The sequence below is a fragment of the Streptomyces sp. H27-C3 genome, assembly GCF_030063415.1.
Taxonomy (GTDB): domain Bacteria; phylum Actinomycetota; class Actinomycetes; order Streptomycetales; family Streptomycetaceae; genus Streptomyces.
The window spans coordinates 29,570-49,830 of the sequence record NZ_JASITA010000026.1 but is presented as its reverse complement, the minus strand read 5'-3'; the positions used below and the strand labels follow the sequence as shown (position 1 = coordinate 49,830).

Here is a 20,261-nt window from a genome sequence, read left to right as displayed (position 1 = left end):
GCCCGGATTTCCGTGTGTGCGTGCCGTCTTCGCAGAACTGGAGTAACGACGCATGCCGTCGTCCGTCGCTTTGTTGATCACCGGTGCGAGCACCGGACTGCTCGCTGGTGGTGCCTCGTGCGCCGCCGTACAGGGGGGCCTGCTGGCCGGGGCCGTCACCCGCCGCCGCACCCCCGCCCCTGCCCCGAAGCCGGCCCGCAAGACTTCCCGGAGCGCGCCCCCTGCTTCGGAGGCCGCCACGCCACTGGCGCCGGTCGGGGCGTTCCTGGCCGGGAAGCTGGTCTCCCACACCTTGCTCGGCGTCCTGCTGGGTGTGTTCGGGAGCGCCTTGCAGCCGAGCCCCCGTACCCAGGCGGTGCTGCTGCTGGTCGCCGGCCTGATCATGGTGCTGTTCGCGCTGGATCTCTTCGGGGTGAAGGCGGTGGGGCGGCTGGTGCCCCGGCCGCCGGCGTCCTTCGGGCGTCTGATGCGGCGCAGCTCGAAGAGCGACTCCGCCGTGGCGCCCGCGCTGATCGGCTTCGCCACGGTGCTGGTGCCGTGCGGGGTCACCCTCTCGATGGAGCTGTTGGCGATCACGTCCGGCTCGGCGGTGGCCGGTGCCGCGGTGATGGCCGGGTTCGTACTCGGCACCTCGCCCCTGTTCGCCCTGCTCGGGTATCTGTTCCGGCGTAGCAGCCAGGCGCTGTCCGGCCGGCTGGCCGTGGCCACCGGCGTGGTGGTGCTGGCCGTGGCTGTGTGGACGATGGGTTCCGCGCTCCAGGCCGGGGGCTGGGTCTCCTTCAACACCCCGGCGAGGAACACGGCCGCGAACGGGCCGTTCATCGTCGAGGGCGGCGAAGGCAGCGGGACCGGAGAAGGCGGCAAGGAGGCCGGTGTGCCGCCCGTACACGTCGACGCGTCCGGGAAGCAGATCGTCACGCTGACCGTGACGGACTTCTACAGTCCCACCGCCTTCACCGCGAAGGCGGGCGTGCCGACCAAGCTGGTGCTGCACGGCAAGGATTCGGGCGGGTGCGCCCGTGCCTTCACCATCCCGGAGCTCGGGGTCCAGGAGATCGTCAAGCGCGACGGTGACACCGAGATCGACCTGGGTACCCGCAAGGCGGGCACCCTGCGCTTCTCCTGCGCCATGGGCATGCAGACCGGCGAGATCGAATTCAAGGCGTGAGGGACCTGACATGAAGCTGTTCGGCCGTAAGAACAACACCGAAGCCGAGACCGGCGCTGAGGTTGTGCTCCTGATCGAGGGCATGCACTGCGGCAGCTGCGGTCTGCTCATCGACGACGAGCTGGAGGAGATCGACGGAGTCCGCTCGGCCGCTACGGATGCGCGCGCCGGACGCAGCGTCGTCCGACTCGAGGAGGGCGCCGAGGTGGACATCGCGGCTCTCGTCGCGGCGGTGGAAGCGGCCGGGGAGTACACGGCACGCGTCGCCGGCTGACGCATACGCGGTCATGCCGAAGCCCGGCCGGGAGATGCTCCCGGCCGGGCTTCGGGCTTGTCGACGCGGTACTCAGGTGCGGTTGGCGGGCTGGAAGCGGCGCAGGCGCAGGCTGTTGGTGACGACGAAAACCGAGGAGCTGGCCATCGCGGCCCCGGCGATCAGCGGGTTGAGCAGGCCGAGCGCGGCCAGCGGCAGGGCTGCGACGTTGTAGGCGAAGGCCCAGAAGAGGTTGCCCTTGATGGTGGTCAGGGTCTTGCGGGCGAGGCGGATCGCGTCGGCGGCGCCGCGCAGGTCGCCCTTGACCAAGGTGAGGTCGGCGGCGGCGATGGCCGCGTCGGTGCCGGTGCCCATGGCGAGTCCGAGGTCGGCCTGGGCGAGGGCGGCGGCGTCGTTGATGCCGTCGCCGACCATCGCGACCACCTTGCCCTGGCCTTGCAGCCGCTTGATCTCGGCGACCTTGTCCTCGGGGTGGACCTCGGCGATGACGGTGTCGATGCCGACCTCGGCGGCGACGTGGCGAGCAGCCGCCTCGTTGTCGCCGGTGAGCAGTACCGGGGTGAGGCCGAGTGCCTTGAACTGGGCGACGGCTTCGGCGCTGGTTGCCTTAACGGTGTCGGCGACCACCAAGGCGGCTCGTACCTTCTCCTCCCAGGCGGCGAAGACGACCGTACGCCCGGACTCCTCGGCCTGCTGCTGGGCTCGGACCAGCGTGGGCGGGATCTCCAGGCCCCACTGATCGGTGAGCCAGCTCGCCCGGCCGGCCATCACCTGGCGGCCGTCCACGGTGCCGGTGACACCACGCCCGGCGTGGTTGGCGAAGCCGGTGACGGACGCGAGGCCACCCTGCTCCTCGTCGGCGGCGTCCGCGATGGCCTTGGCGATCGGGTGCTCACTGGCGTGCTCCACCGCGCCGGCGAGACGCAGGATCTCCTCCCGGGTCTCGCCCTCGGAGGCCACCACCTCGGCAAGGCGCATCCGGCCCTCGGTGACGGTGCCGGTCTTGTCCAGCACGATGGTGTCGATGCGGCGGGTGGACTCCAGGACCTCGGGGCCGCGGATCAGCAGGCCGAGCTGGGCGCCCCGCCCGGTGCCGACCATCAGCGCGGTCGGCGTGGCGAGTCCGAGCGCGCACGGGCAGGCAATGATCAGCACCGCGACCGCCGCGGTCAGTGCCACCGGCGCAGGATGGCCCAGCAGCAGCCAGGTGGCCAGCGTCCCGACGGCCAGCAGGATCACGATCGGGACGAAGACCGCCGATATCCGGTCCGCGAGCCGCTGCACGGCCGCCTTGCCGGTCTGAGCCGCCTCCACCAGGCGGGCGATCTGCGCCAGCTTGGTGTCCGCCCCAACCCGCGAGGCGCGTACGACGAGGCGGCCCCCGGCGTTGACGGTCGCGCCGGTGACCGCGTCACCCGGGCCGACCTCCACCGGCAGAGACTCCCCGGTCAGCAGCGATTCGTCCACCGCCGAGGAACCCTCGACGGCCACCCCGTCGGTGGCGACCTTCTCCCCGGGCCGTACGACGAACTCCGCGCCAACCGCCAACTGATCGATCGGCACCCGTACTTCCCGTCCGTCTCTCAGGACGGTGACGTCCTTGGCGCCCAGGTCCATCAGCGCCCGGATCGCGTCCCCGGCCTTGCGCCGTGCGCGGGCCTCGAAGTAGCGGCCAGCCAGAATGAACGCCGTCAGCGCCGCGGCCACCTCCAGATACAGCTCGGCCGAACCCGCGTGCTCGCCCGAGCGGGGCAGCAGCGAGACCTCCATCCGCATGCCGGGCTCGCCCGCACCGCCGAGGAAGAGCGCGTACACGCTCCACACCCAGGCAGCCAACACGCCCAGGGAGACCAGGGTGTCCATGGTCACCGCCCGGTGCCGCAGGTTCAGCGCGGCCGCACGGTGGAACGGCCATGCCCCCCACAGCGCCACCGGTGAGGCCAGCGCGAAGGCCAGCCACTGCCAGAACCGGAACTGCGTGGCCGGCACCATCGACAGCACCACCACCGGCACCGTCAGAACCGCCGAGGCCAGCAGCCGATCCCGCAGCGCCCGCACATGGCGCTCCTCCTCATCGGCCACCCCGCCCTCCTCAGCGGAGGTGGAGAGGGCGGGCGGGGCGGGGAGTGAGGCGCCATAGCCGGTTGCCTTGACCGCGTTGATCAGTTCCTGCGCAGTCACGTCATCCGCGTGGGAGACGCGTGCACTGGCGGTCGCGAAGTTCACCGACGCCCTCACGCCCGGCAGCTTGTTCAGCTTCCGTTCGATCCGGGCCGCGCACGAGGCACAGGTCATCCCCGTGATCGACAGGTCGACGGCGTTCGCCGGCTCGCTCAGGCCGGGTACCTCACCGGCTATATCCGTGGTGGTCATGGGGCGGCTCATCTCTCTGTTCACGGAGTTCAGTTCCAGCGGGCGGTGTCGAGGGGTGCCACGACGGCGAAGCCCTGGCCGGGAGCGGGGTGCAGGATCAGCTCGCGCCCGTACAGGCGGCGCAGTACGTCGGGCGGCTGGTGATAGCAGAAGACCGACGCCCCGGCGCCGACGATGGCCGGAGTGTCGACGAACAGGGGAAGCTCGGCCAGGAAGTAGCGCACCGCGCATTCGACCTGCTGCTCGCTCGGCGTCGAACCGTCAGGCAACTTGCCGGAGAGCACCCAGCCGGCGGCCTCCTGGCAGGCCCCCCGGAAGCCCTTGTCGCCGTCGTACAGCTCGCGACATCGGTCGTGCAGCCGCGCGAAGGCAGCGTTGCCGTCCAGCTCGGCCCAGCCCAGGATGCGATCGTCAGGTTCCACCACACCCAGGCCGGTCAGGGCGGTACGGATCTTGTTCCGGGTGTACTGGCCCTGCCGACGTGCCTTCCACGCCGCCCGCTCGGGCGAATACCCCAGCGCCTCGAAGGTGAAGGCACTCGGCGCGTCAGGGACGAAGAAGTCCACCCAGGCGAACCGCTCCAGCCCCCACACGGCCAGCTCGCGAATCCGCTCGGTGGAGAAGTAGCTGTTGAACGGGCTGATCCCGATGCACGCGTGCTCGGCACGCGCCACCACATCACCGCACTGGGGACTCATCGGTGTGAGTTCCAAGGCCGGCGGGGTCCCGTCTCCTCGCTGGGTCGTCATGTCTGGACGCTAAAACCTTGCCCTTAGGGCAAGGTCAAGTGCACAATGGCGGCATTCCCCCGTATGAGGAGATCACCGCCATGCTGACCGTCGGTCGCGTCGCCAAGCAGACCGGGCTGAGCCCCAAAGCCGTACGCCTCTACGAAGCCAACGGCCTGATCGCCGAGGCGGAGCGCACTTCCGCCGGATACCGCACGTACACCGAGCAGGCGCTCCCGGAACTCCACTTCATCCGGCAGGCACAGGCCCTGGGCTTGAGCCTGAAAGAGATCAAGCGAATCCTCGACCTGCAACGCCAGGGGGAACAGCCCTGCGCCCTGGTCACCGGCCTCCTCGACGAACACCTCACCGAGATCGACCAGCGCATCGCCGACCTGACCGCCCTGCGCGCAACCCTCCAGGACGCCCGCGACCGCGCCGGCCAGGCCGCCGGACGCGGCGAGCCCGGCGTCATCTGCCACATCATCGAAGACACCTCGACCACACCGACAGACGCATGACGCGGGTGGCGGTTACCGGGGCAGGGCCTGAGTGACGCGCCAAAGACCGGTGCGGCAGCTCGCCCTCCTCGAAGGCGTGGACCTCATCCACGGTCCAGCCGTCGGCCAGGGCACGGAGCAGGTTGCGGGGGAAGAAGTGGCCGCGAAGCCGCCGTGCTCGTAGATGTCGTCGCCGTGGGCGGTACCTGTCCCGTAGTGCGCGTCGCCGGCGCGGTGTAGACGAAGGCGCCCCTGGACGCAGGACCCTTCACAGACGAGGGCGAAGACCGCCGTCACGTCCTGGTCGAGTCGACGTAGAGCAGGCGCGTCAGCTCAAGCCGCGACTCTTAGCCGACATGGTCGCGCATCGTGGAGGACCAGTACGTGCCCGAGTAGTGCTTCCGTCCATGCCGCCAGCGGAACGTACGCCACGGCACCGAAGGCTCGAAGACATCGGCGCCGGTAGTCGGCCAGGGCCGGTCTTCGTCGATCTTCCCGTCCACATAGCGAAGACTCATCGAGACCTCGCCGAGCACGTACGACATACCCCACCCCCGAGCAGCAAGAACGGGGAGCGATGCCCCCGACCTCGACCAGCTGAGTCATCTCCACGATCAGGGCGGAGAACACCGCTGCATAGATCGAGACCGGGATCAGCACTACTACGGGCGAACCATCAGACAGGAGTTGTCCTGTCGAAGTGCATCTGTCAGATGGTTAGCCGTTGACCTGCTGGGATTCCAAGTCGTTTGAGAATGCGGAGGCTCGGGGTTCTCAAACGATCTGGCTTTCGCGGAAGTCTCGGTCGCGATAGAGGCAGAACCTCCGGCAGAGGGGGCCCTGGGTTCCGAGGGTGGTGTAGATGCGCGCGAATCGTCGGCTGTCGTCACCAGGTAGAGCTCCTTGGGGGCGAGGGCGGTCGTCGGCGGGTCGAGGATCAGGTGCGTCAGGCCACCCGGAGCGTCAAGGTGCCCTCCGGGTCCGGCGCGGCGCACGGGCGGAACCCCTCGGTGAGCCGGTCGAGGAGGGATCGCAGCCACCGGCAGTCGTCGGACGAGGCGTGGCACAGGCGCATGCGCCGGGCCTGCAGCGGGGTGATGCGCAGGTCGGTGAGCTTGCCCGTGCCGGGTTCGAGCGAGGGGAGGTAGAGGAGCCGCAGGTCGTCGCGGTACTGCTCGTAGCCGGTGATTCCCTCGTAGTCGTTGATGAAGTCGCCGCAGCCGTACAGGACGAGCTTGCCCCGGTACACCTCCAGGGGACGGGGGTGGTGCGAGGAGTGGCCGTGCACGACGTCCGCTCCGGCGTCGATCAGGGCGTGGGCGGAGGCGACTTGGTCCCGGGGTATGCGATAGCCCCAGTTGGAGCCCCAGTGGACCGAGACCACCGCGATGTCGCCGGGACGCTTCATCCGCCGTATGCGGTCGGCCACTTCGGCCGCAGCGGGGTCCGAAGCACCGGCCACGAAGCTGACTCCGCCGCGCGACCCGGTCGCGGCCCAGGACTGCGGGACACCGCTGGACGGCATGCCGAAGGAGAAGACCAGGAGCCGTCGGCCCCCGTCGAGGAGGACGGTCGCCGGGCGGCTCGCCCCGGCGGCGTCCCGGCCCGCGCCGGCCGTCCGCAAGCCCGCGCCGGCCAACGAGTCGAGTGTCTCCGCGAGGCCACGGCGGCCGAAGTCCAGGACGTGGTTGTTGGCCAGTACGCAGACGTCGGGGCGGGCGGCCGGCAGGCAGGGGAGGTTGGCGGGGTGCATCCGGTAGTGGATCTCCTTGCCGGGGGCGAACGAGTCGCTGCGCGTGACGCTGGTCTCCAGGTTGATCACGCGGGCGTCGGGCGCGGCCGCGTCGAGGACCTCCAGTGCGTCCCCCCAGGGCCAGGAGAAGCCGACCGGGCGCGGGATGGGTCCGTTCACCGCCTCCGCCAGACCGACGTACTCCCGGGCGTCCCGTACGTACCTCTCGCGGAGTTCCGGGTCGCCGGGGTGCGGCAGGATCTGGTCCACGCCGCGGCCGAGCATGACGTCGCCGCAGACGAACAGTGTGATCAAGCCGGTCCTCCGTTCTGTCGTGCGCGTCGTGTCTTCGAGGTGTCTGCCGTGTCGGCGTACCTGGCATGTCTGACGTGGCGCCCTGGCGTCGGCTATTCGAGGATGGCGATCAGCGCGAGCGTGATGTTGTCGGGGCCGCCTGCCTCGATGGCGGACTTCCACAGTTCGAAGACCGCCCGGCCGTCGTCGTGGGTCCGCAGCAGGTCGTCGAGCCTGTCCTCGGGCACGGGGTCGGTCAGTCCGTCGGTACACACCAAGTAGCGCCCCCCTGCGGTGAGCGGCGCCGTGCTGACGTGCGGCGTGATCGGGCTGAACCGCCGAGTGCCGCCGAGGGCCTGCGTGATGATCGACGTGGTGCGCCGGCCCGGCTCCAGGGGCGGGCTGTCGTCGACGCTCACCCGGTGGAGGGGGGTTCCGCCGCCCTCGCCGGGCTCGTTCGGGCTCACGTCGAGCACTCTGCTGTCGCCGACGTTGAACACCAGCAGGTCCTTCGCGAGGACCACGACACCCGCGACCGTCGTGCCCATGGTGGCCAGCTCCGGATCACGGTCGGCAGCCGCGTACACGGCGTGATTGCAGACGTCCAGGGCGTCGCGCACGGCCTGCTCGCTGTCCAGCGTCGGCCCGAGCGACGCGAGGTGCCGGACGACGAGGCCGCTGGCCACCTCGCCGGCCGGCTGGCCGCCGATGCCGTCGGCGACCGCGACAACGAGCGGGTTGCCGAGCGGGAACCCCAGCGTCTGCGGGTTCTCGGTCATGGTTCCGCACAGCGTCCACGGTCCGACGACCAGACTGTCCTCGTTGTGATCGCGTACGAGTCCTGGATGGCTCAGGGCACTGACGGTGATGTACGGCATTTCGGTCCCGCCTCTCCGCAACGGCAGGCGTGTTCCGCACCACCATTGTCGCGCCGAGATCCGCCCCCGGCTCAGTCGGAGCCCGTGGCCAGGCGTTCCAGGAGGGCGGGCAGCGCGGCGAAGGAGTCGATGACGTGGTCCGGTGTGCCCGTGGCCGTCCGGTGGGTCTCGGGCAGGTACTTGCCGGTCTTGACGAGGACGCCGGTGATCCCGCCGCGCTGGGCGGCGAGTACGTCGGACTCGATGTCGTCCCCGACCACGAGCGCCGTCGACGGCTCGGCGCCGAGGTGGGCGAGCGCGGCGGCGAAGAACGCCTCGGCCGGTTTGCCGGTGATCTCCGCCTCGACGCGGGCGGCCCGCTCCAGGCCCAGGAGAAAGGCTCCGCTGTCGAGGCTGAGACCGTCGGCGGTGCGCCAGAAGAGGTTGCGGTGCATCGCCACGAGGCGGGCTCCGCGCTGCAGGTGGCGGAAGACGCGGTTGAGGGCCGGGTAGCCGAACTCGTCGCCGGCCCCTCCGATGACGATCACGTCCACGTCGGCGTCCGGATCCGTCTCGTCGACGAGCGTCACACCCGACAGATCGTCCCGGATGTCACCGGCGTTGAGCAGCAGACAACGAGCGCGCGGACAGTGCTCACGCAGATACGCTGCGGTGACGGCCGGCGCGGTGAGGATGTCGTCGACGGTGACGGGGAACCCTGCCCCGGCCAGGCGCTCGGCGATCGAGGCACGAGTCCGCGAGGTCGTGTTGGTGACCAGGGCGAAGGAGTGCCCCGAGGCGCGCAACCGCTCCATGGCCGCGACGGTGCCGGGCAACGGCTCCCAGGAGACCGTGAGTACTCCGTCGATGTCGATCAGAACCGCGCCGCCTGCTTCCATACGATCGACGGTAGCCACCCTCGTACGGCATCGCAGCGTGTACGGAGCCCGCGGCACATCCGCCCCGAGTTGCGAAATGCCGCGAACAGAGCTAATCCGAAGATACGGACGTGCCTGCCCTCTCCCCTGAGAGGGGGCGAAGACTGTGATGTTCACCGACCGTGTGGACGCGGGACGACGTCTCGCCGGAGCAGTGGAGCACCTGCGGGAGGAAAGGCCCGTCGTCCTCGGCCTGCCCCGGGGCGGCGTGCCGGTGGCCTACGAGGTGGCGCGGGCGCTCGGTGCCCCGCTCGATGTGATCGTGGTACGCAAGCTGGGGGTCCCCTACCACCCTGAGCTGGGGTTCGGCGCGATCGGGGAGGGCGGCGTACGGGTCATCAGTGATGACATCGTGCGCCACAGCGGGGTCCGGCAGGCGGAGCTCACGGCGGTCGAGCACGCGGAGGAACAGGAGCTGCTGCGGCGGGCACGGTGCTACCGCGAAGGGCGGCCTCGGGTGACCGTCGAAGGCCGGACGGTGATCGTGGTGGACGACGGGGTCGCGACCGGTGCCACGGCGGCCGCCGCGTGCCAGGTCGTACGGGCGCAGGGCGCGGCCCGCGTGGTGCTCGCCGTGCCGGTGGCGCCGCCGGACGTGATCCACCGGTTGCGCGGGGCGGCGGACGACGTGGTGTGCCTGTCCAGGCCCCACCTGTTCAGCGCCGTCGGCAAGTGGTACCTGGACTTCTCGCAGACCACGGACGAGGAAGTGATCACGTGCCTGACCGAAGCGGCGGCGGCCCGGTCCGCACCGGCCACCGCCGAGGCCGAGGTCGAGGTGGACGCAGACGGCGTCCGGCTGGCGGGAGACCTCGCGCTGCCGGCGGGCGCGACAGCGGTGGTGATGTTCGCCCACGGCTCCAGCAGCAGCCGGCACAGCCCGCGCAACCGGTCGGTGGCGGCGGCCCTGCGCGACGCGGGCCTGGGCACGCTGCTCTTCGACCTGCTCACGTCGGCCGAGGAGACCGACCGGGCGAACGTCTTCGCCATCGACACCCTGGCCCGGAGGCTTTCGGGGGCCACCCGCTGGCTCCGGGAGCGCGAGTCCGTACCGATCGGCTACTTCGGAGCAAGCACCGGGGCCGCCGCCGCGCTCCGGGCGGCCGCGGATGACGACGCGTCCGTCGGCGCCGTGGTGTCGCGGGGCGGGCGGCCCGATCTCGCCGCGCCCCGCCTCGGCGACGTACGAGCACCGACTTTGCTGATCGTCGGCGGGCACGACACGTTGGTGCTCGACCTCAACCGCGCCGCCCAGGCAGAGCTGCGCTGCGAAAACCGCCTTGAAATCGTCCCGGGGGCCACGCATCTCTTCGAGGAACCCGGAGCACTCGACCAGGTCGCCGACCTCGCACGGGCGTGGTTCATCCGGCACCTGACGGAAGGCAGCGCGCCGCCGGTCGGCTGAGCGGTATCCGTCGCTGCGATGACGGTGTGTCTCTGCTGTCCGTCAGGGCCCCCGCCTGAGAATCTGCCGGCACGACCGAGACCGAGTGGGAATCCGACAGATTCAATGCGACAGGACAGGAGTTCGTCTCACTGCCCTGTCCCTTGGGCCAGAAGAAGGCCACCTTCAATGAGAAAGGGACATCAGAAATGCGAGCCTACAGCCTCAGGCCGGCGTGCAGCAGGTTGTGGTCCGAGTACGGGGTGGGGTGCACACCGTGCACGAGCGGGACGAAGCCCCGCAGGAAGATGTAGTCGAACTTGCTGTGCCAGTCTGTGGTCGGCTCGCAGGTACCGGTGGCCGAGGAACCGCACTTGGGGTCTGCGTCCGCAGCCAGGCCCCACATCGCGGTGAGTTCGGAGGCATCCGGCACCGCGTTGAAGTCGCCGAGAACGATCGTGCGGTCGTGCCGGGCGACCTCCGCCGCGAGTACGCCGGTCTGTTCCGCTCGGACTGCTTCTTGACGTCGTTGGGCCAGGTGTGTGTTGAAGACCCGGACAGGCCGGCCGTCCACGAGGGTGGTGACTGCCATGTACCCGCGGTCCTCGGATCCGCCGTCGGGGTATTCCACGTTCACACGGTCGGTCATCGGTGCTGCCGAGAGGACCGCCTGGCCAAAGCCCCCCGGACTCCACGGCAGTCCCCCGCAGCGGCCCCAACTGCGCAGTACCGAACCGTACTCGACGTGGTAGACCAGCCCGTACAGGTACTGCAGATGATCCCGGATCGCCTCGACGTCACGCACGCACGCTTCTTGCAGGCCGACGACCTGGGGCGCGTATGTGGCGATCTCCGCTGCCCGGCCGAGGTTGTGCCTGCTTTCGTTGCAGGGATTGCAGATGTTCCACGTCATGACCCGGTTCGGTACGACATCTTTGGGGGCGTCGACCGGCAGTGGCTCGGCGATGCGGGCACCGTTGGGTGTGCTGGGGCCGACGAGCGCCATGCAGGCCACGACCACGGCGCCCACGAGCAACCGAGCGGCGGTTCCGGTCACCCATCGCCTCCTCGAAGTGGAGACACACGGCATCGCATGAGGTCTCCCTGTACGAGGCTATGGGACGGGTCGTCTGCGGCACATGAGGTGCCTGGACCTCGTCGCGTGCGGACGCAAGCTGTCACCTCCACGCTACCAAGACGCGTGCCGGCCAGGTCTCCTCGGGAGGAGCGTGCGCAACGCGCACGGCGGCCCGGCGCGTCCTGCGCCGGGCCGCCGTCCTGCTCACGCTCAGAAGTTGAAGACCGTGCCGTCCGCCATTCTTCCCTTCATCTCGCAGGCGTTACCGAAGGTGGTGGACCAGGTGACGTGCTTGCCCTGCCACACCCCGCCGAGGGTGACCATGACGGGGTCCCACTGGCGCGTGCACATGCGCTGCGAGGTGGGCTCCACCAGCTGGTTGAACTCGTCGCCGACCGAGCGCAGTTCCGCACACGCGGACACGGGGGAGGGGTGGCTGCCGGTGGGCTTGGGCGCGCAGTTCAAGGTCACGGCCCGCTCGACGGTGGCCGTTGCGGCATCGTCGCCCCTACTGACCGTGAGAACCAGGGCCGACGGGGCGTAGAGGCTCGTCGTGCGGGCGGGCCCGGACTGCGCGGCGCCTGCGGCCGCGGTGCCGGACAGGAGGAGGGCGGCTGCCGCGGCGAATGTACCGGCCGCGGCGAGGGTGTTACGCATGGGTGAATCCCTTTCGTTCGCTGTTGCGATTGCGTTCGGGAGTCTTGCGTACGCGGAGGGTGAGTGCACATCGGTCGGCAGTTTCCGGCCCCACCGTTCGGACCAACCTCTACCGAATGGTCGTTCGGCCAGCTGGGAGTAGGTGCGCAGGGCGCGTGAAGGGCTGTCCATCATGTGGACAGATCTTGGTGGTGCAACAGAAAACTACCCTCTGACCTGTGGTTGTTTCCTACGGGTGATTTCCGCGAAGGGCGCGCTTCGGCCGGAAATCATTCGTATACGGCTTCCTACCCGACCCACCGGTAGCGCCGCTCGGGCCGACCCGTCCCGCCGTACCTCAGCGTCACCTCGGCCCGGCCCGTATCCGCGAAGAACTCGAGATAGCGGCGCGCGCTCACCCGCGAAAGCGCCCCCGCCTTCGCGCACTCGGTGGCGGACAGCCCCGCGGGCTCCTGGCGCAGCGTCCGCTCCACCAGCTCCGCGGTGTGAGCCGCCAGACCCTTCGGGAGCTCGCGCGAGCCCGGCGGGCGGGTGCCGAAGATCTGGTCGACGTCCTCCTGGCGCGCCTCGCCCAGCTCGGTCAGTTCGTGGAAGCGGGTCCGCAGGGACGCCACATGCCGCAACTGCTCCTGCAAAGCGGCCTGGTTGAACGGCTTGATCAGGTAATGCAGCGCACCGGCCCGCAGCGCCGCCCGGATGATCTCCGCATCCCGGGCGGCCGTGATGAACAGGGCGTCGACCGTGTGCCCGCCCTCGTCGCGCTGCTCCGCCGCCCGCAGCTCGCGCAGCACGGTGATCCCGTCCATGTCCGGCAGATAGACGTCGAGCAGTACGAGGTCGGGGCGCAGCAGCCGCGCCGCGCGCAGCGCGTCGGCGCCGTTGTGCGCCACCCCGACGACCGTGAAGCCGTCCATCGCGGACACGCAGCGGCTGTGCAGCTTCGCGACCATGAAGTCGTCGTCCACCACCAGCACCTTGGTCACCGCGCCAGGCTAGGTCGCGACCACAACGACCACAACGTCCGTTGATTGCGGAAGGGAGACAGGTTGTTAACGCACAGGCAACATGTGGGCCACTTCACAATCAGCCGAACTGATCAAACGGACAGGTGGTGGCCCAGGTGCGCATGCGCACTCCCCTCGCCCTGCTCGGGGCGGCCGTGCTGGTACTGGTCGGGCCCCCGCTGCTCACCTCGGGCAGCGGCTCCGACACCGGCACGCAGATCCCAGGCCTGCGCTTCATGGTTCCCAACACTCCCGGCGGGGGCTACGACATCACGGCCAGGACCGCCGCCAAGAACGCCGAGGACGCCGAGCTCACCCACAACATCGAGGTGTTCAACCTGCCGGGCGCGGGCGGCACCGTCGGCCTCACCCGGCTCGTCGGCGAACACGGCAACGGCAAGGTCGCCATGTCGATGGGCCTGGGCGTCGTGGGCGCCGTACACACCAACAAGTCGCCCAATACCCTTGCCGACACGACGCCGATCGCCCGGCTCACCGAAGAGACCGACATCGTCGTCGTCAGCAAGAACTCCCCGTACAAGACCTTCGGTGACCTGCTCAAGGCCTGGAAGAAGAACCCCGGCAAACTCCCGGTCGGCGGCGGGTCATCACCCGGCGGCCCCGACCACCTCGCCCCGATGCTGATGGCGAAGGCCGCAGGCATCGAGCCGAAGTCCGTCAACTACGTCCCCTTCGACGGCGGCGGTGAACTGCTCGCCTCGATCCTCGGCGACAAGGTCGCCTTCGGCGTCTCCGGCCTCGGCGAATACCTCGACCAGATCGAGTCGGGCGAACTGCGCCTGCTCGCCGTCACCGGGCCCGAGCGCGCCAAGGGCCTGGACGCCCCCACTCTGCGCGAAGCGGGGCTCGACACGGACTTCACCAACTGGCGCGGCATCGTCGCACCACCCGGCCTCACCCACGCCGAGCGCGACAAGCTCGTCACGCTGATCCAGAAGCTGCACGACTCGCCCCAGTGGCAGGAATCGATGAAGAAGAAGGGCTGGGACGACGCGTTCCTGACCGGGAAGAAGTTCGGCGACTTCCTGGATGAGCAGGACCGGCGCGTCGACTCGGTGCTGAAGGAGCTGGGGCTGTGACCACCGGGAACACGACCGAAGCGCCCCTCTCCGCACGCCGCACCTGGCTGCGCGAACACTCCGAACTCGGCGTCAGCGTGCTGCTGCTGGCCCTCGGCATCCTCGTTCTCACCGACGCCCTCACCATGGACGTCGACATCGCCCAGCGCGGCCCCGTCGGCCCCAGGACCGTCCCCGTCGTCGTCGGCATCGCCCTGCTGCTCGTCGCCGCGCTGCTCGCCGTCGACGTACTGCGCGGCGGGCGCGGCGAGGCCGAGGGCGGCGAGGACATCGACCTGAGCGAACCGGGCGACTGGCGTACGGTGCTGCTCCTCGCCGGCGTCTTCCTCGGCAACGCGGTCCTCATCGACCCGCTCGGCTTCCCCATCTCCGGCGCACTGCTCTTCTGGGGCTCGGCCTACGCACTGGGCAGCCGGCACTACGACCGCGACCCGCTCATCGCCGCCGGCCTCTCCCTCGCCACCTACTTCGTCTTCAACAACCTGCTCGGAGTCCCGCTCCCCGGTGGCCCCCTGATGGAGGTGCTGTAAGCAGATGGACTCCCTCAACTCCCTCATCGACGGCTTCGGTACGGCGCTCACGCCGATCAATCTGCTCTGGGCCGCCATCGGCGTACTCCTGGGCACCGCCATCGGCGTACTGCCGGGAATCGGCCCCGCCATGGCCGTCGCCCTGCTGCTCCCGGTGACGTACGGCCTGGAGCCGACCGGCGCGTTCATCATGTTCGCGGGCATCTACTACGGCGCGATGTTCGGCGGCTCCACCACCTCCATCCTCCTCAACACCCCAGGGGAGAGCGCGGCCGTCGTCGCGGCCATGGAGGGCAACCCGATGGCGAAGGCCGGGCGCGGCGCGCAGGCCCTCGCGGCAGCCGCCATCGGCCACTTCGCCGGCGGCATGATCGGCACCATCCTGCTGGTCGTCCTCGCCCCGACGGTCGCCTCACTCGCCGTGGACATCGGCGCGCCCGACTACTTCGCCATCATGGTGCTGGCCTTCATCGCCGTCACCTCGGTCCTCGGCTCCTCGCGCATCCGAGGCCTGGCCTCGCTGCTCATCGGCCTCACCATCGGCCTGGTCGGCCTCGACCAGATGACCGGCCAGCAGCGCCTCACCTTCGGTTCGCTGCAACTCGCCGACGGCGTCGACGTGGTGATCGTCGCGGTCGGGCTCTTCGCGATCGGCGAGGCCTTGTGGGTCGCCGCACACCTGCGGCGCTCCACGAGCGAGCCGATCCAGGTCGGCCGCCCGTGGCTCGGCAGGGCCGACCTCAGGCGCACCTGGAAGTCCTGGCTGCGCGGCCCCCTGATCGGCTTCCCGTTCGGCGCGATCCCGGCCGGCGGCGCGGAGATCCCCACGTTCCTCTCGTACGTCACCGAGAAGCGGCTCTCCAAGCACAAGGAGGAATTCGGCAAGGGCGCCATCGAGGGCGTCGCGGGCCCGGAGTCGGCGGCGTCGGCCTCGGCGGCCGGAACACTCGTCTCCATGCTGACCCTCGGCCTGCCGACCACGGCCGTCGCCGCCGTCATGCTGGCCGCCTTCCAGCAGTACGGAATCCAGCCGGGGCCGCTCCTCTTCGAGCGCGAACCCGACCTGGTGTGGGGCCTGATCGCCTCGCTGTTCGTCGGCATGGTACTGCTGCTCCTGCTCAATCTGCCGCTGGCCCCGCTCTGGGTCAAACTGCTGCGCATCCCGCGCCCGTACCTCTACGCGGGGATTCTGTTCTTCGCCGCGGTCGGCGCGTACGCGGTCGGCGGGGAGGCCCTGGACCTGGTGATCCTGCTGATCATCGGCCTGATCGGATTCGGCATGCGGCGCTACGGGCTGCCCGTGCTGCCCGCGGTGATCGGTGTGATCCTCGGCCCGGCCGCCGAACAGCAGCTGCGGCGCGCGCTGCAGATCAGCGACGGCAGCGTGACCGGTCTGGTCAACACCCCGTTCTCGGTGACGGTCTACCTGGTCATCGTGCTGCTGCTGGCCTGGCCCTTGCTCCAGAAGCTGCTCCCGCACCGCCGTAATGTGAAGGCATGACCCACGACATCCGCCTCGCCACCTCGGCCGACGTACCGAGGGTGAAGGTCGTGACGGACGCGGCCTACCACTCCTACATCGAGCGGATCGGCGTGGTCCCCGCCCCGATGGAGGCGGACCACGGGGCGAATGTAGCGGCGGGCCGGGTGTTCGTCACCGGCGCCCCGGTGACGGGCCTGCTGGTGCTCGTCCCCGAGGCGGACCACCTCTTCCTCGACAGCATCGCGGTCCACCCCGACGCCCATGGGCAGGGGGTGGGCCGCCGTCTGCTCGCGTTCGTGGACGAGCACGCGCGCGTGCTGGGCCTCCCCGAGGTGCGGCTCTACACGAACGCGCTCATGTGGGAGAATCAGAAGCTCTACCCCAGGTACGGCTACGAGTTCGTGGAGCGGCGCGTGGACCGCGCCTACGACCGCTTCCACTACCGCAAGCGGCTCCTGCCGGTCCCGGACGGCTCCGGCAGGTCAGACGCCGGACCGGCCTGAACCCGCGGTCAGCAGGTGGGTCAGGCCCGGCCCCCGGGCCAGCAGTTCCAGGTCGTCCAGCGCCCGGCTCGACTCGGCCGCGGCCTGCGGGTCGCGGTCCGCCAGGCCGCTCTCCTCGAACTCGTCCTCGTCCAGGCGCAGGACCGTGGAGCCGTCGGCCGAGACCCATAGGTCCAGGTCCATGTCCTCGACCTCCACGCGGTCCGCGAGGACGACCGCGGGGCGTGTCACATCGCAGTACCAGCCCTTGAGCGTGCCGTCCCCGGACCTGACCTCCTTCACCGTGTACCAGCGGTCCCGCCAGTAGTGCTCGGTGAAGACATCACCCGGCTCGAACCGCACGAAGCCGAAGTCCCGTACGCCCGCTCCCGCCCAGGGTGCTCGGACCGTGACACGGGTGCCGTCGTCGGAGAGCAGCGCCGCCGGATAGCGGATCTTCGTACGGCCCGCCTTCAGGAGGGCGATCTCAACCCGGTGTGCGGACATGGCGGCCCCCCCCCGTGACGCGAACGATCAACAGCATGGGCCGGACGTTACGCGCGGGACATCCGCTCCTGCCTCCCATTTTCCGTCCGTGGGAGACAATTGGCCGGTGACTTTGAACATCTCCATCGACCCGGACGACACGACCGCCCCCTACGAGCAGTTGCGTGCCCAGATTTCCGAGCAGGCCCACGCCGGCGCGCTGCCGGTGGGCCACAAGCTGCCGACCGTGCGCGGCCTCGCCGAGGATCTGGGGCTCGCCGCGAACACCGTGGCCAAGGCGTACCGGGCACTGGACGCCGACGGGGTCATCGAGACACGCGGGCGCAACGGCACCTTCATCGCCGCCGCGGGGGACGCGGCGGAGCGACAGTCCGCCGCCGCCGCCCAGGCGTACGCCGACCGGGCGCGACGGCTCGGGCTCAGCCGGGCCGGGGCGCTGGCGGCCGTCGAAGACGCGTTGCGCGCCGCCTACACGAAGTAGGCACCGGACCCGAAGCAGCCACCGGGCCCTCGCGGGCACCTACAGATACAGGCCCGCGTCGGAGACCTCGTGCTGGGCCGGCACCGAGGCCGGGCCGGTGCCGCGCCGCAGGGCGTACAGCTCCGCCAGCGTCATGCCGTCGCGGCCGACGCCCTCCGCCGTGCCCAGCCAGTTCACCGCCTCGTTGCGGGTGAGCGAGCCGACCTCGATACGGGCCAGACAGCGGCCGGGGCGGACAACCGCCGGGTGGAGCCGCTCCAGGTCCTCATTGGTGGTCACGCCCACCAGCACGTTCCGCCCCTGGCCGAGGAGGCCGTCGGTCAGGTTCAGCAGCCGCGAAAGGGCCTGGCCCGCCGTGTGCTTGGCCTCGCCGCGGATCAGCTCGTCGCAGTCCTCAAGCAGCAGCAGACGCCAGCGGCCCTTGGCCGAGCCGTCGTCCTCACCGATCGCGATGTCCATCAGATAACCGACGTCGTTGAAGAGCCGCTCCGGGTCCAGCACGCAGTCGACCTGGCACCAGTCCCGCCAGGAACGGGCCAGTGTCCGCAGGGCCGAGGTCTTCCCGGTGCCCGGCGGGCCGTGCAGCAGCAGCAGGCGCCCCGCGATGTCGTCCGGCGTGACCTTCATCAGGCGGTCCATGGCGTCGGCCACCGGCGCCGTGTAGTTGGGCCGCACCTCCTCCCACGTACCGGCGGCGATCTGCCGGCTCGTGCGGTGCGGGCCGCGGCGCGGAGAGACGTACCAGAAGCCCATCGAGACGTTCTCCGGCTGCGGCTCCGGCTCGTCCTGCACACCGTCCGTCGCCTGCCCCAGCACCTGCTCCGCGAGCTCGGAGGTCACCGCGGTCACCGTGACATCCGCGCCGCGACTCCACCGGGACACGAGCAGCGTCCAGCCCTCGCCCTCGGCGAGCGTCGCGCTGCGGTCGTCGTCGCGGGCCGCTCGCAGGACCTTGGCCGACGGGGGCAGCAGCGTGGCACCCGGTTTGACCCGGTCGATCGATGAGCTGTGGGAGTAGGGCTGCTCGCCCGTCGCGAAACGGCCGAGGAACAGCGCGTCGACGACATCGGACGGTGAATCGCTGTCGTCGACATTGAGCCGGATCGGCAGTGCGGCCTCAGGGTTCGCAGACATGGCGCCCATGATCCCCCGCGGTGTGGTCTTGTGCACCGGGTTTCACCAGCTGCCCCGCGCCGCACGCTACGTGCCTGTTCCGGAAGAACCTGCCGAAATGCGGGTACCCACCGATACTCTGACCGGTAATGGGACGTCATGAGTGGAACTCGGGGCCGCAGCGGTGGCGCATCACCGCACTGCTGGGCGTGGGCGCGGTGGTGGTCGCCCTCCTGCTGACGATGTGCAGCACCTTTCCTGGCAACGGCGAACGCGACGACACGGGCACCACCGCCGACGGCGACAAGGTGCACGGCACTCCGGCGAAGCCGCCCGCCAATCCGTCGCCCGAGCTGGGCTGGGGTTTTACGCACACGCAGTACAGCGCCGACGAGGGCACGGCCGCGGCACGCGAGAGAGCGGACGAGACGCTGTCCGCGCAACCGCTGCCGCAGATCCAGCACATCATGGGATGGGGCGCGGAGAACCCCGAGCCCTCACCCGGCCGCTACCAGTTCGACGAGCTCGACAGCCGCGTCGACCTGATCCGCAGGACGGGCGGCACGCCCGTCATCACACTGTGCTGCGCCCCCGACTGGATGAAGGGCGGCAAGGCCGGCGCGGAGAACACCAACTGGAGCAAGAAGTCGCTGGAGACCGCGCCGAGCCCCGAGCACTACAAGGACTTCGCGAAACTCGCCTCCACCGTCGCCAAGCGCTATCCCGACGTGCGGCACTTCATCGTCTGGAACGAGTTCAAGGGCTTCTTCGACGACAGCAGCAAACGCTGGAACTACGAGGGCTACACCGAGCTCTACAACCTGGTGTACGCCGAGCTGAAGAAGGTCGACCAGGAGAACCTGGTCGGCGGCCCGTACCTCGTCATGGACAGCTACGAGCCCCGCGACCAGACCCACGCCTCGTCCCTGAAGGGCCCCTGGGGCAGCGTCGACCAGCGGGTACTCGACGCCTTCACCTACTGGAACAAGAAGAAGGCGGGCGCGGACTTCGTCGTCGTCGACGGCGCCAGCTACACCCGCGACGACGAGCTGCTGCCCGACGAGTTCAAGGCGACGGACAAGCTCACCGCGGTCGGCGAGTGGGTGCGTGCCAAGTCCGGCAAGCTGCCGCTGTGGTGGGCCGAGTACTACGTCGAGCCCGGTGACGACGACGACGAGCGCGAGGGCTGGAGCGAGCCGCACCGCGTCGCCGTGCACGCGTCCGGCATGATCGCGATGGTCCGCGGCGGGGCGAGCACCGGCTTCTACTGGAATCCGCAGAACAAGGGCGCCAAGTGCGCGGGGTGCCTGTGGCGCTCCACGCAGCTCGCCGACGGCGGCAGCGAGCTGCCGATGCTGACGCTGCTCGCGCGGTTCGCGAAGGAGTTCCCGCCAGGGACCCGCTACGAGGCGGTGCAGGTCGCCGCCGCCGACGTACCCAATGTGCGGGTCCTCGCCGACGGCGACGCGGCGCTCGTCGTGAACATCCTCGACCGGCCCATCCAGGCGAAGGTGGACGGGAAGCCCTTCGACATGGCCGGGTACGAGGTGCGCTGGCTCAAGCGCTGACCGGCGGCGA

Annotated in this window: 21 protein-coding genes; 10 read left to right on the top strand and 11 right to left on the bottom strand. The window is 70.0% G+C overall.

Going from position 1 to position 20,261, the window contains the following annotated elements; translation table 11 throughout:
- Positions 1-52: 52 nt before the first annotated feature.
- Positions 53-1,168: an urease accessory protein UreH domain-containing protein gene (locus QMK30_RS24280; protein ID WP_283520434.1), complete on the top strand. Its 1,116-nt coding sequence runs from the start codon at positions 53-55 to the stop codon at positions 1,166-1,168.
- 10 nt (positions 1,169-1,178) lie between these two features.
- The gene (locus QMK30_RS24275) at positions 1,179-1,442 is read left to right on the top strand and encodes a heavy-metal-associated domain-containing protein (RefSeq protein WP_283520433.1); all 264 of its coding nucleotides are present in this window, start codon (positions 1,179-1,181) and stop codon (positions 1,440-1,442) included.
- A gap of 72 nt (positions 1,443-1,514) precedes the next feature.
- Here QMK30_RS24275 and QMK30_RS24270 read toward each other — a convergent pair whose 3' ends face one another.
- On the bottom strand, positions 1,515-3,815 hold the full coding sequence (locus tag QMK30_RS24270; RefSeq protein WP_283520432.1) for a heavy metal translocating P-type ATPase: 2,301 nt from the start codon (positions 3,813-3,815) through the stop codon (positions 1,515-1,517).
- A 29-nt stretch (positions 3,816-3,844) separates the two neighbouring features.
- Positions 3,845-4,564 (bottom strand): tRNA-dependent cyclodipeptide synthase, encoded by a 720-nt coding sequence (locus tag QMK30_RS24265; RefSeq protein ID WP_283520431.1) that lies wholly within the window; start codon positions 4,562-4,564, stop codon positions 3,845-3,847.
- Between the two features lie 80 nt (positions 4,565-4,644).
- Between QMK30_RS24265 and QMK30_RS24260 the strand changes: the two genes are divergently transcribed.
- Complete coding sequence (locus QMK30_RS24260) at positions 4,645-5,064, top strand: heavy metal-responsive transcriptional regulator (protein ID WP_283520430.1); 420 nt, start codon at positions 4,645-4,647, stop codon at positions 5,062-5,064.
- Positions 5,065-5,390: 326 nt separating this feature from the next.
- Here the strand turns inward: QMK30_RS24260 and QMK30_RS24255 are convergent, their stop codons facing one another.
- The 4 genes from QMK30_RS24255 to QMK30_RS24240 form a co-directional block, all read right to left on the bottom strand.
- A complete protein-coding gene (locus tag QMK30_RS24255) occupies positions 5,391-5,588 on the bottom strand; it encodes a hypothetical protein (protein ID WP_283520429.1) in 198 nt (65 codons plus the stop codon).
- Positions 5,589-5,989: 401 nt separating this feature from the next.
- A complete protein-coding gene (locus tag QMK30_RS24250; RefSeq protein WP_283520489.1) occupies positions 5,990-7,087 on the bottom strand; it encodes a CapA family protein in 1,098 nt (365 codons plus the stop codon).
- A gap of 95 nt (positions 7,088-7,182) precedes the next feature.
- Entirely contained in the window at positions 7,183-7,947 is a 765-nt protein-coding gene (locus tag QMK30_RS24245) for a PP2C family protein-serine/threonine phosphatase (RefSeq protein ID WP_283520428.1), read from the bottom strand.
- Between the two features lie 71 nt (positions 7,948-8,018).
- The gene (locus QMK30_RS24240) at positions 8,019-8,825 is read right to left on the bottom strand and encodes an HAD-IIA family hydrolase (protein ID WP_283520427.1); all 807 of its coding nucleotides are present in this window, start codon (positions 8,823-8,825) and stop codon (positions 8,019-8,021) included.
- Positions 8,826-8,970: 145 nt separating this feature from the next.
- On the opposite strand from QMK30_RS24240, the gene QMK30_RS24235 reads away from it, so the two are divergent.
- Positions 8,971-10,269: a phosphoribosyltransferase family protein gene (locus QMK30_RS24235; protein WP_283520426.1), complete on the top strand. Its 1,299-nt coding sequence runs from the start codon at positions 8,971-8,973 to the stop codon at positions 10,267-10,269.
- Between the two features lie 196 nt (positions 10,270-10,465).
- Here QMK30_RS24235 and QMK30_RS24230 read toward each other — a convergent pair whose 3' ends face one another.
- The 3 genes from QMK30_RS24230 to QMK30_RS24220 form a co-directional block, all read right to left on the bottom strand.
- Positions 10,466-11,338: an endonuclease/exonuclease/phosphatase family protein gene (locus tag QMK30_RS24230; RefSeq protein WP_283520425.1), complete on the bottom strand. Its 873-nt coding sequence runs from the start codon at positions 11,336-11,338 to the stop codon at positions 10,466-10,468.
- A gap of 198 nt (positions 11,339-11,536) precedes the next feature.
- The gene (locus tag QMK30_RS24225; RefSeq protein ID WP_283520424.1) at positions 11,537-11,983 is read right to left on the bottom strand and encodes a subtilase-type protease inhibitor; all 447 of its coding nucleotides are present in this window, start codon (positions 11,981-11,983) and stop codon (positions 11,537-11,539) included.
- Positions 11,984-12,270: 287 nt separating this feature from the next.
- Positions 12,271-12,966, bottom strand: a complete 696-nt coding sequence (locus QMK30_RS24220; RefSeq protein ID WP_283520423.1) for a response regulator — start codon at positions 12,964-12,966, stop codon at positions 12,271-12,273.
- A gap of 137 nt (positions 12,967-13,103) precedes the next feature.
- Between QMK30_RS24220 and QMK30_RS24215 the strand changes: the two genes are divergently transcribed.
- The 4 genes from QMK30_RS24215 to QMK30_RS24200 are packed head-to-tail and all read left to right on the top strand — an operon-like array spanning position 13,104 to position 16,603.
- Entirely contained in the window at positions 13,104-14,087 is a 984-nt protein-coding gene (locus QMK30_RS24215; RefSeq protein WP_283520422.1) for a Bug family tripartite tricarboxylate transporter substrate binding protein, read from the top strand.
- Positions 14,084-14,617 carry a tripartite tricarboxylate transporter TctB family protein gene (locus QMK30_RS24210; RefSeq protein WP_283520421.1) on the top strand — a complete coding sequence of 178 codons (534 nt, stop codon included), beginning with the start codon at positions 14,084-14,086 and terminating at the stop codon, positions 14,615-14,617. The genes QMK30_RS24215 and QMK30_RS24210 overlap by 4 nt, the downstream gene beginning before the upstream one ends.
- A 4-nt stretch (positions 14,618-14,621) precedes the next feature.
- The gene (locus QMK30_RS24205) at positions 14,622-16,118 is read left to right on the top strand and encodes a tripartite tricarboxylate transporter permease (protein WP_283520420.1); all 1,497 of its coding nucleotides are present in this window, start codon (positions 14,622-14,624) and stop codon (positions 16,116-16,118) included.
- Complete coding sequence (locus QMK30_RS24200; RefSeq protein ID WP_283520419.1) at positions 16,115-16,603, top strand: GNAT family N-acetyltransferase; 489 nt, start codon at positions 16,115-16,117, stop codon at positions 16,601-16,603. The genes QMK30_RS24205 and QMK30_RS24200 overlap by 4 nt, the downstream gene beginning before the upstream one ends.
- On the opposite strand, the gene QMK30_RS24195 is transcribed toward QMK30_RS24200, so the two are convergent.
- Positions 16,583-17,089 (bottom strand): ribonuclease FAU-1 family protein, encoded by a 507-nt coding sequence (locus QMK30_RS24195; protein WP_283520418.1) that lies wholly within the window; start codon positions 17,087-17,089, stop codon positions 16,583-16,585. The two genes, QMK30_RS24200 and QMK30_RS24195, sit on opposite strands and share 21 nt — an antisense overlap.
- Positions 17,090-17,195: 106 nt before the next feature.
- Here QMK30_RS24195 and QMK30_RS24190 point away from each other — a divergent pair, with 106 nt between their 5' ends.
- Positions 17,196-17,570, top strand: coding sequence for a GntR family transcriptional regulator (locus tag QMK30_RS24190; protein ID WP_283520417.1), 375 nt, complete (start codon positions 17,196-17,198; stop codon positions 17,568-17,570).
- Positions 17,571-17,609: 39 nt separating this feature from the next.
- Here QMK30_RS24190 and QMK30_RS24185 read toward each other — a convergent pair whose 3' ends face one another.
- Entirely contained in the window at positions 17,610-18,704 is a 1,095-nt protein-coding gene (locus QMK30_RS24185; RefSeq protein ID WP_283520416.1) for a DUF5925 domain-containing protein, read from the bottom strand.
- Positions 18,705-18,832: 128 nt separating this feature from the next.
- On the opposite strand from QMK30_RS24185, the gene QMK30_RS24180 reads away from it, so the two are divergent.
- Complete coding sequence (locus QMK30_RS24180; RefSeq protein WP_283520415.1) at positions 18,833-20,251, top strand: glycoside hydrolase family protein; 1,419 nt, start codon at positions 18,833-18,835, stop codon at positions 20,249-20,251.
- Positions 20,252-20,261 lie beyond the last annotated feature (10 nt).

What these genes read in the sequence shown, in the direction of transcription:
- QMK30_RS24200 (WP_283520419.1), top strand. Translation starts at nt 16,115, where the DNA reads ATGACCCACGACATCCGCCTCGCCACCTCGGCCGACGTACCGAGGGTG.
- QMK30_RS24225 (WP_283520424.1), bottom strand. Translation starts at nt 11,983, where the DNA reads ATGCGTAACACCCTCGCCGCGGCCGGTACATTCGCCGCGGCAGCCGCC.
- QMK30_RS24270 (WP_283520432.1), bottom strand. Translation starts at nt 3,815, where the DNA reads ATGACCACCACGGATATAGCCGGTGAGGTACCCGGCCTGAGCGAGCCG.
- QMK30_RS24230 (WP_283520425.1), bottom strand. Translation starts at nt 11,338, where the DNA reads ATGCCGTGTGTCTCCACTTCGAGGAGGCGATGGGTGACCGGAACCGCC.
- QMK30_RS24255 (WP_283520429.1), bottom strand. Translation starts at nt 5,588, where the DNA reads ATGTCGTACGTGCTCGGCGAGGTCTCGATGAGTCTTCGCTATGTGGAC.
- QMK30_RS24260 (WP_283520430.1), top strand. Translation starts at nt 4,645, where the DNA reads ATGCTGACCGTCGGTCGCGTCGCCAAGCAGACCGGGCTGAGCCCCAAA.
- QMK30_RS24195 (WP_283520418.1), bottom strand. Translation starts at nt 17,089, where the DNA reads ATGTCCGCACACCGGGTTGAGATCGCCCTCCTGAAGGCGGGCCGTACG.
- QMK30_RS24265 (WP_283520431.1), bottom strand. Translation starts at nt 4,564, where the DNA reads ATGACGACCCAGCGAGGAGACGGGACCCCGCCGGCCTTGGAACTCACA.
- QMK30_RS24185 (WP_283520416.1), bottom strand. Translation starts at nt 18,704, where the DNA reads ATGTCTGCGAACCCTGAGGCCGCACTGCCGATCCGGCTCAATGTCGAC.
- QMK30_RS24180 (WP_283520415.1), top strand. Translation starts at nt 18,833, where the DNA reads ATGGGACGTCATGAGTGGAACTCGGGGCCGCAGCGGTGGCGCATCACC.
- QMK30_RS24275 (WP_283520433.1), top strand. Translation starts at nt 1,179, where the DNA reads ATGAAGCTGTTCGGCCGTAAGAACAACACCGAAGCCGAGACCGGCGCT.
- QMK30_RS24205 (WP_283520420.1), top strand. Translation starts at nt 14,622, where the DNA reads ATGGACTCCCTCAACTCCCTCATCGACGGCTTCGGTACGGCGCTCACG.
- QMK30_RS24240 (WP_283520427.1), bottom strand. Translation starts at nt 8,825, where the DNA reads ATGGAAGCAGGCGGCGCGGTTCTGATCGACATCGACGGAGTACTCACG.
- QMK30_RS24245 (WP_283520428.1), bottom strand. Translation starts at nt 7,947, where the DNA reads ATGCCGTACATCACCGTCAGTGCCCTGAGCCATCCAGGACTCGTACGC.
- QMK30_RS24280 (WP_283520434.1), top strand. Translation starts at nt 53, where the DNA reads ATGCCGTCGTCCGTCGCTTTGTTGATCACCGGTGCGAGCACCGGACTG.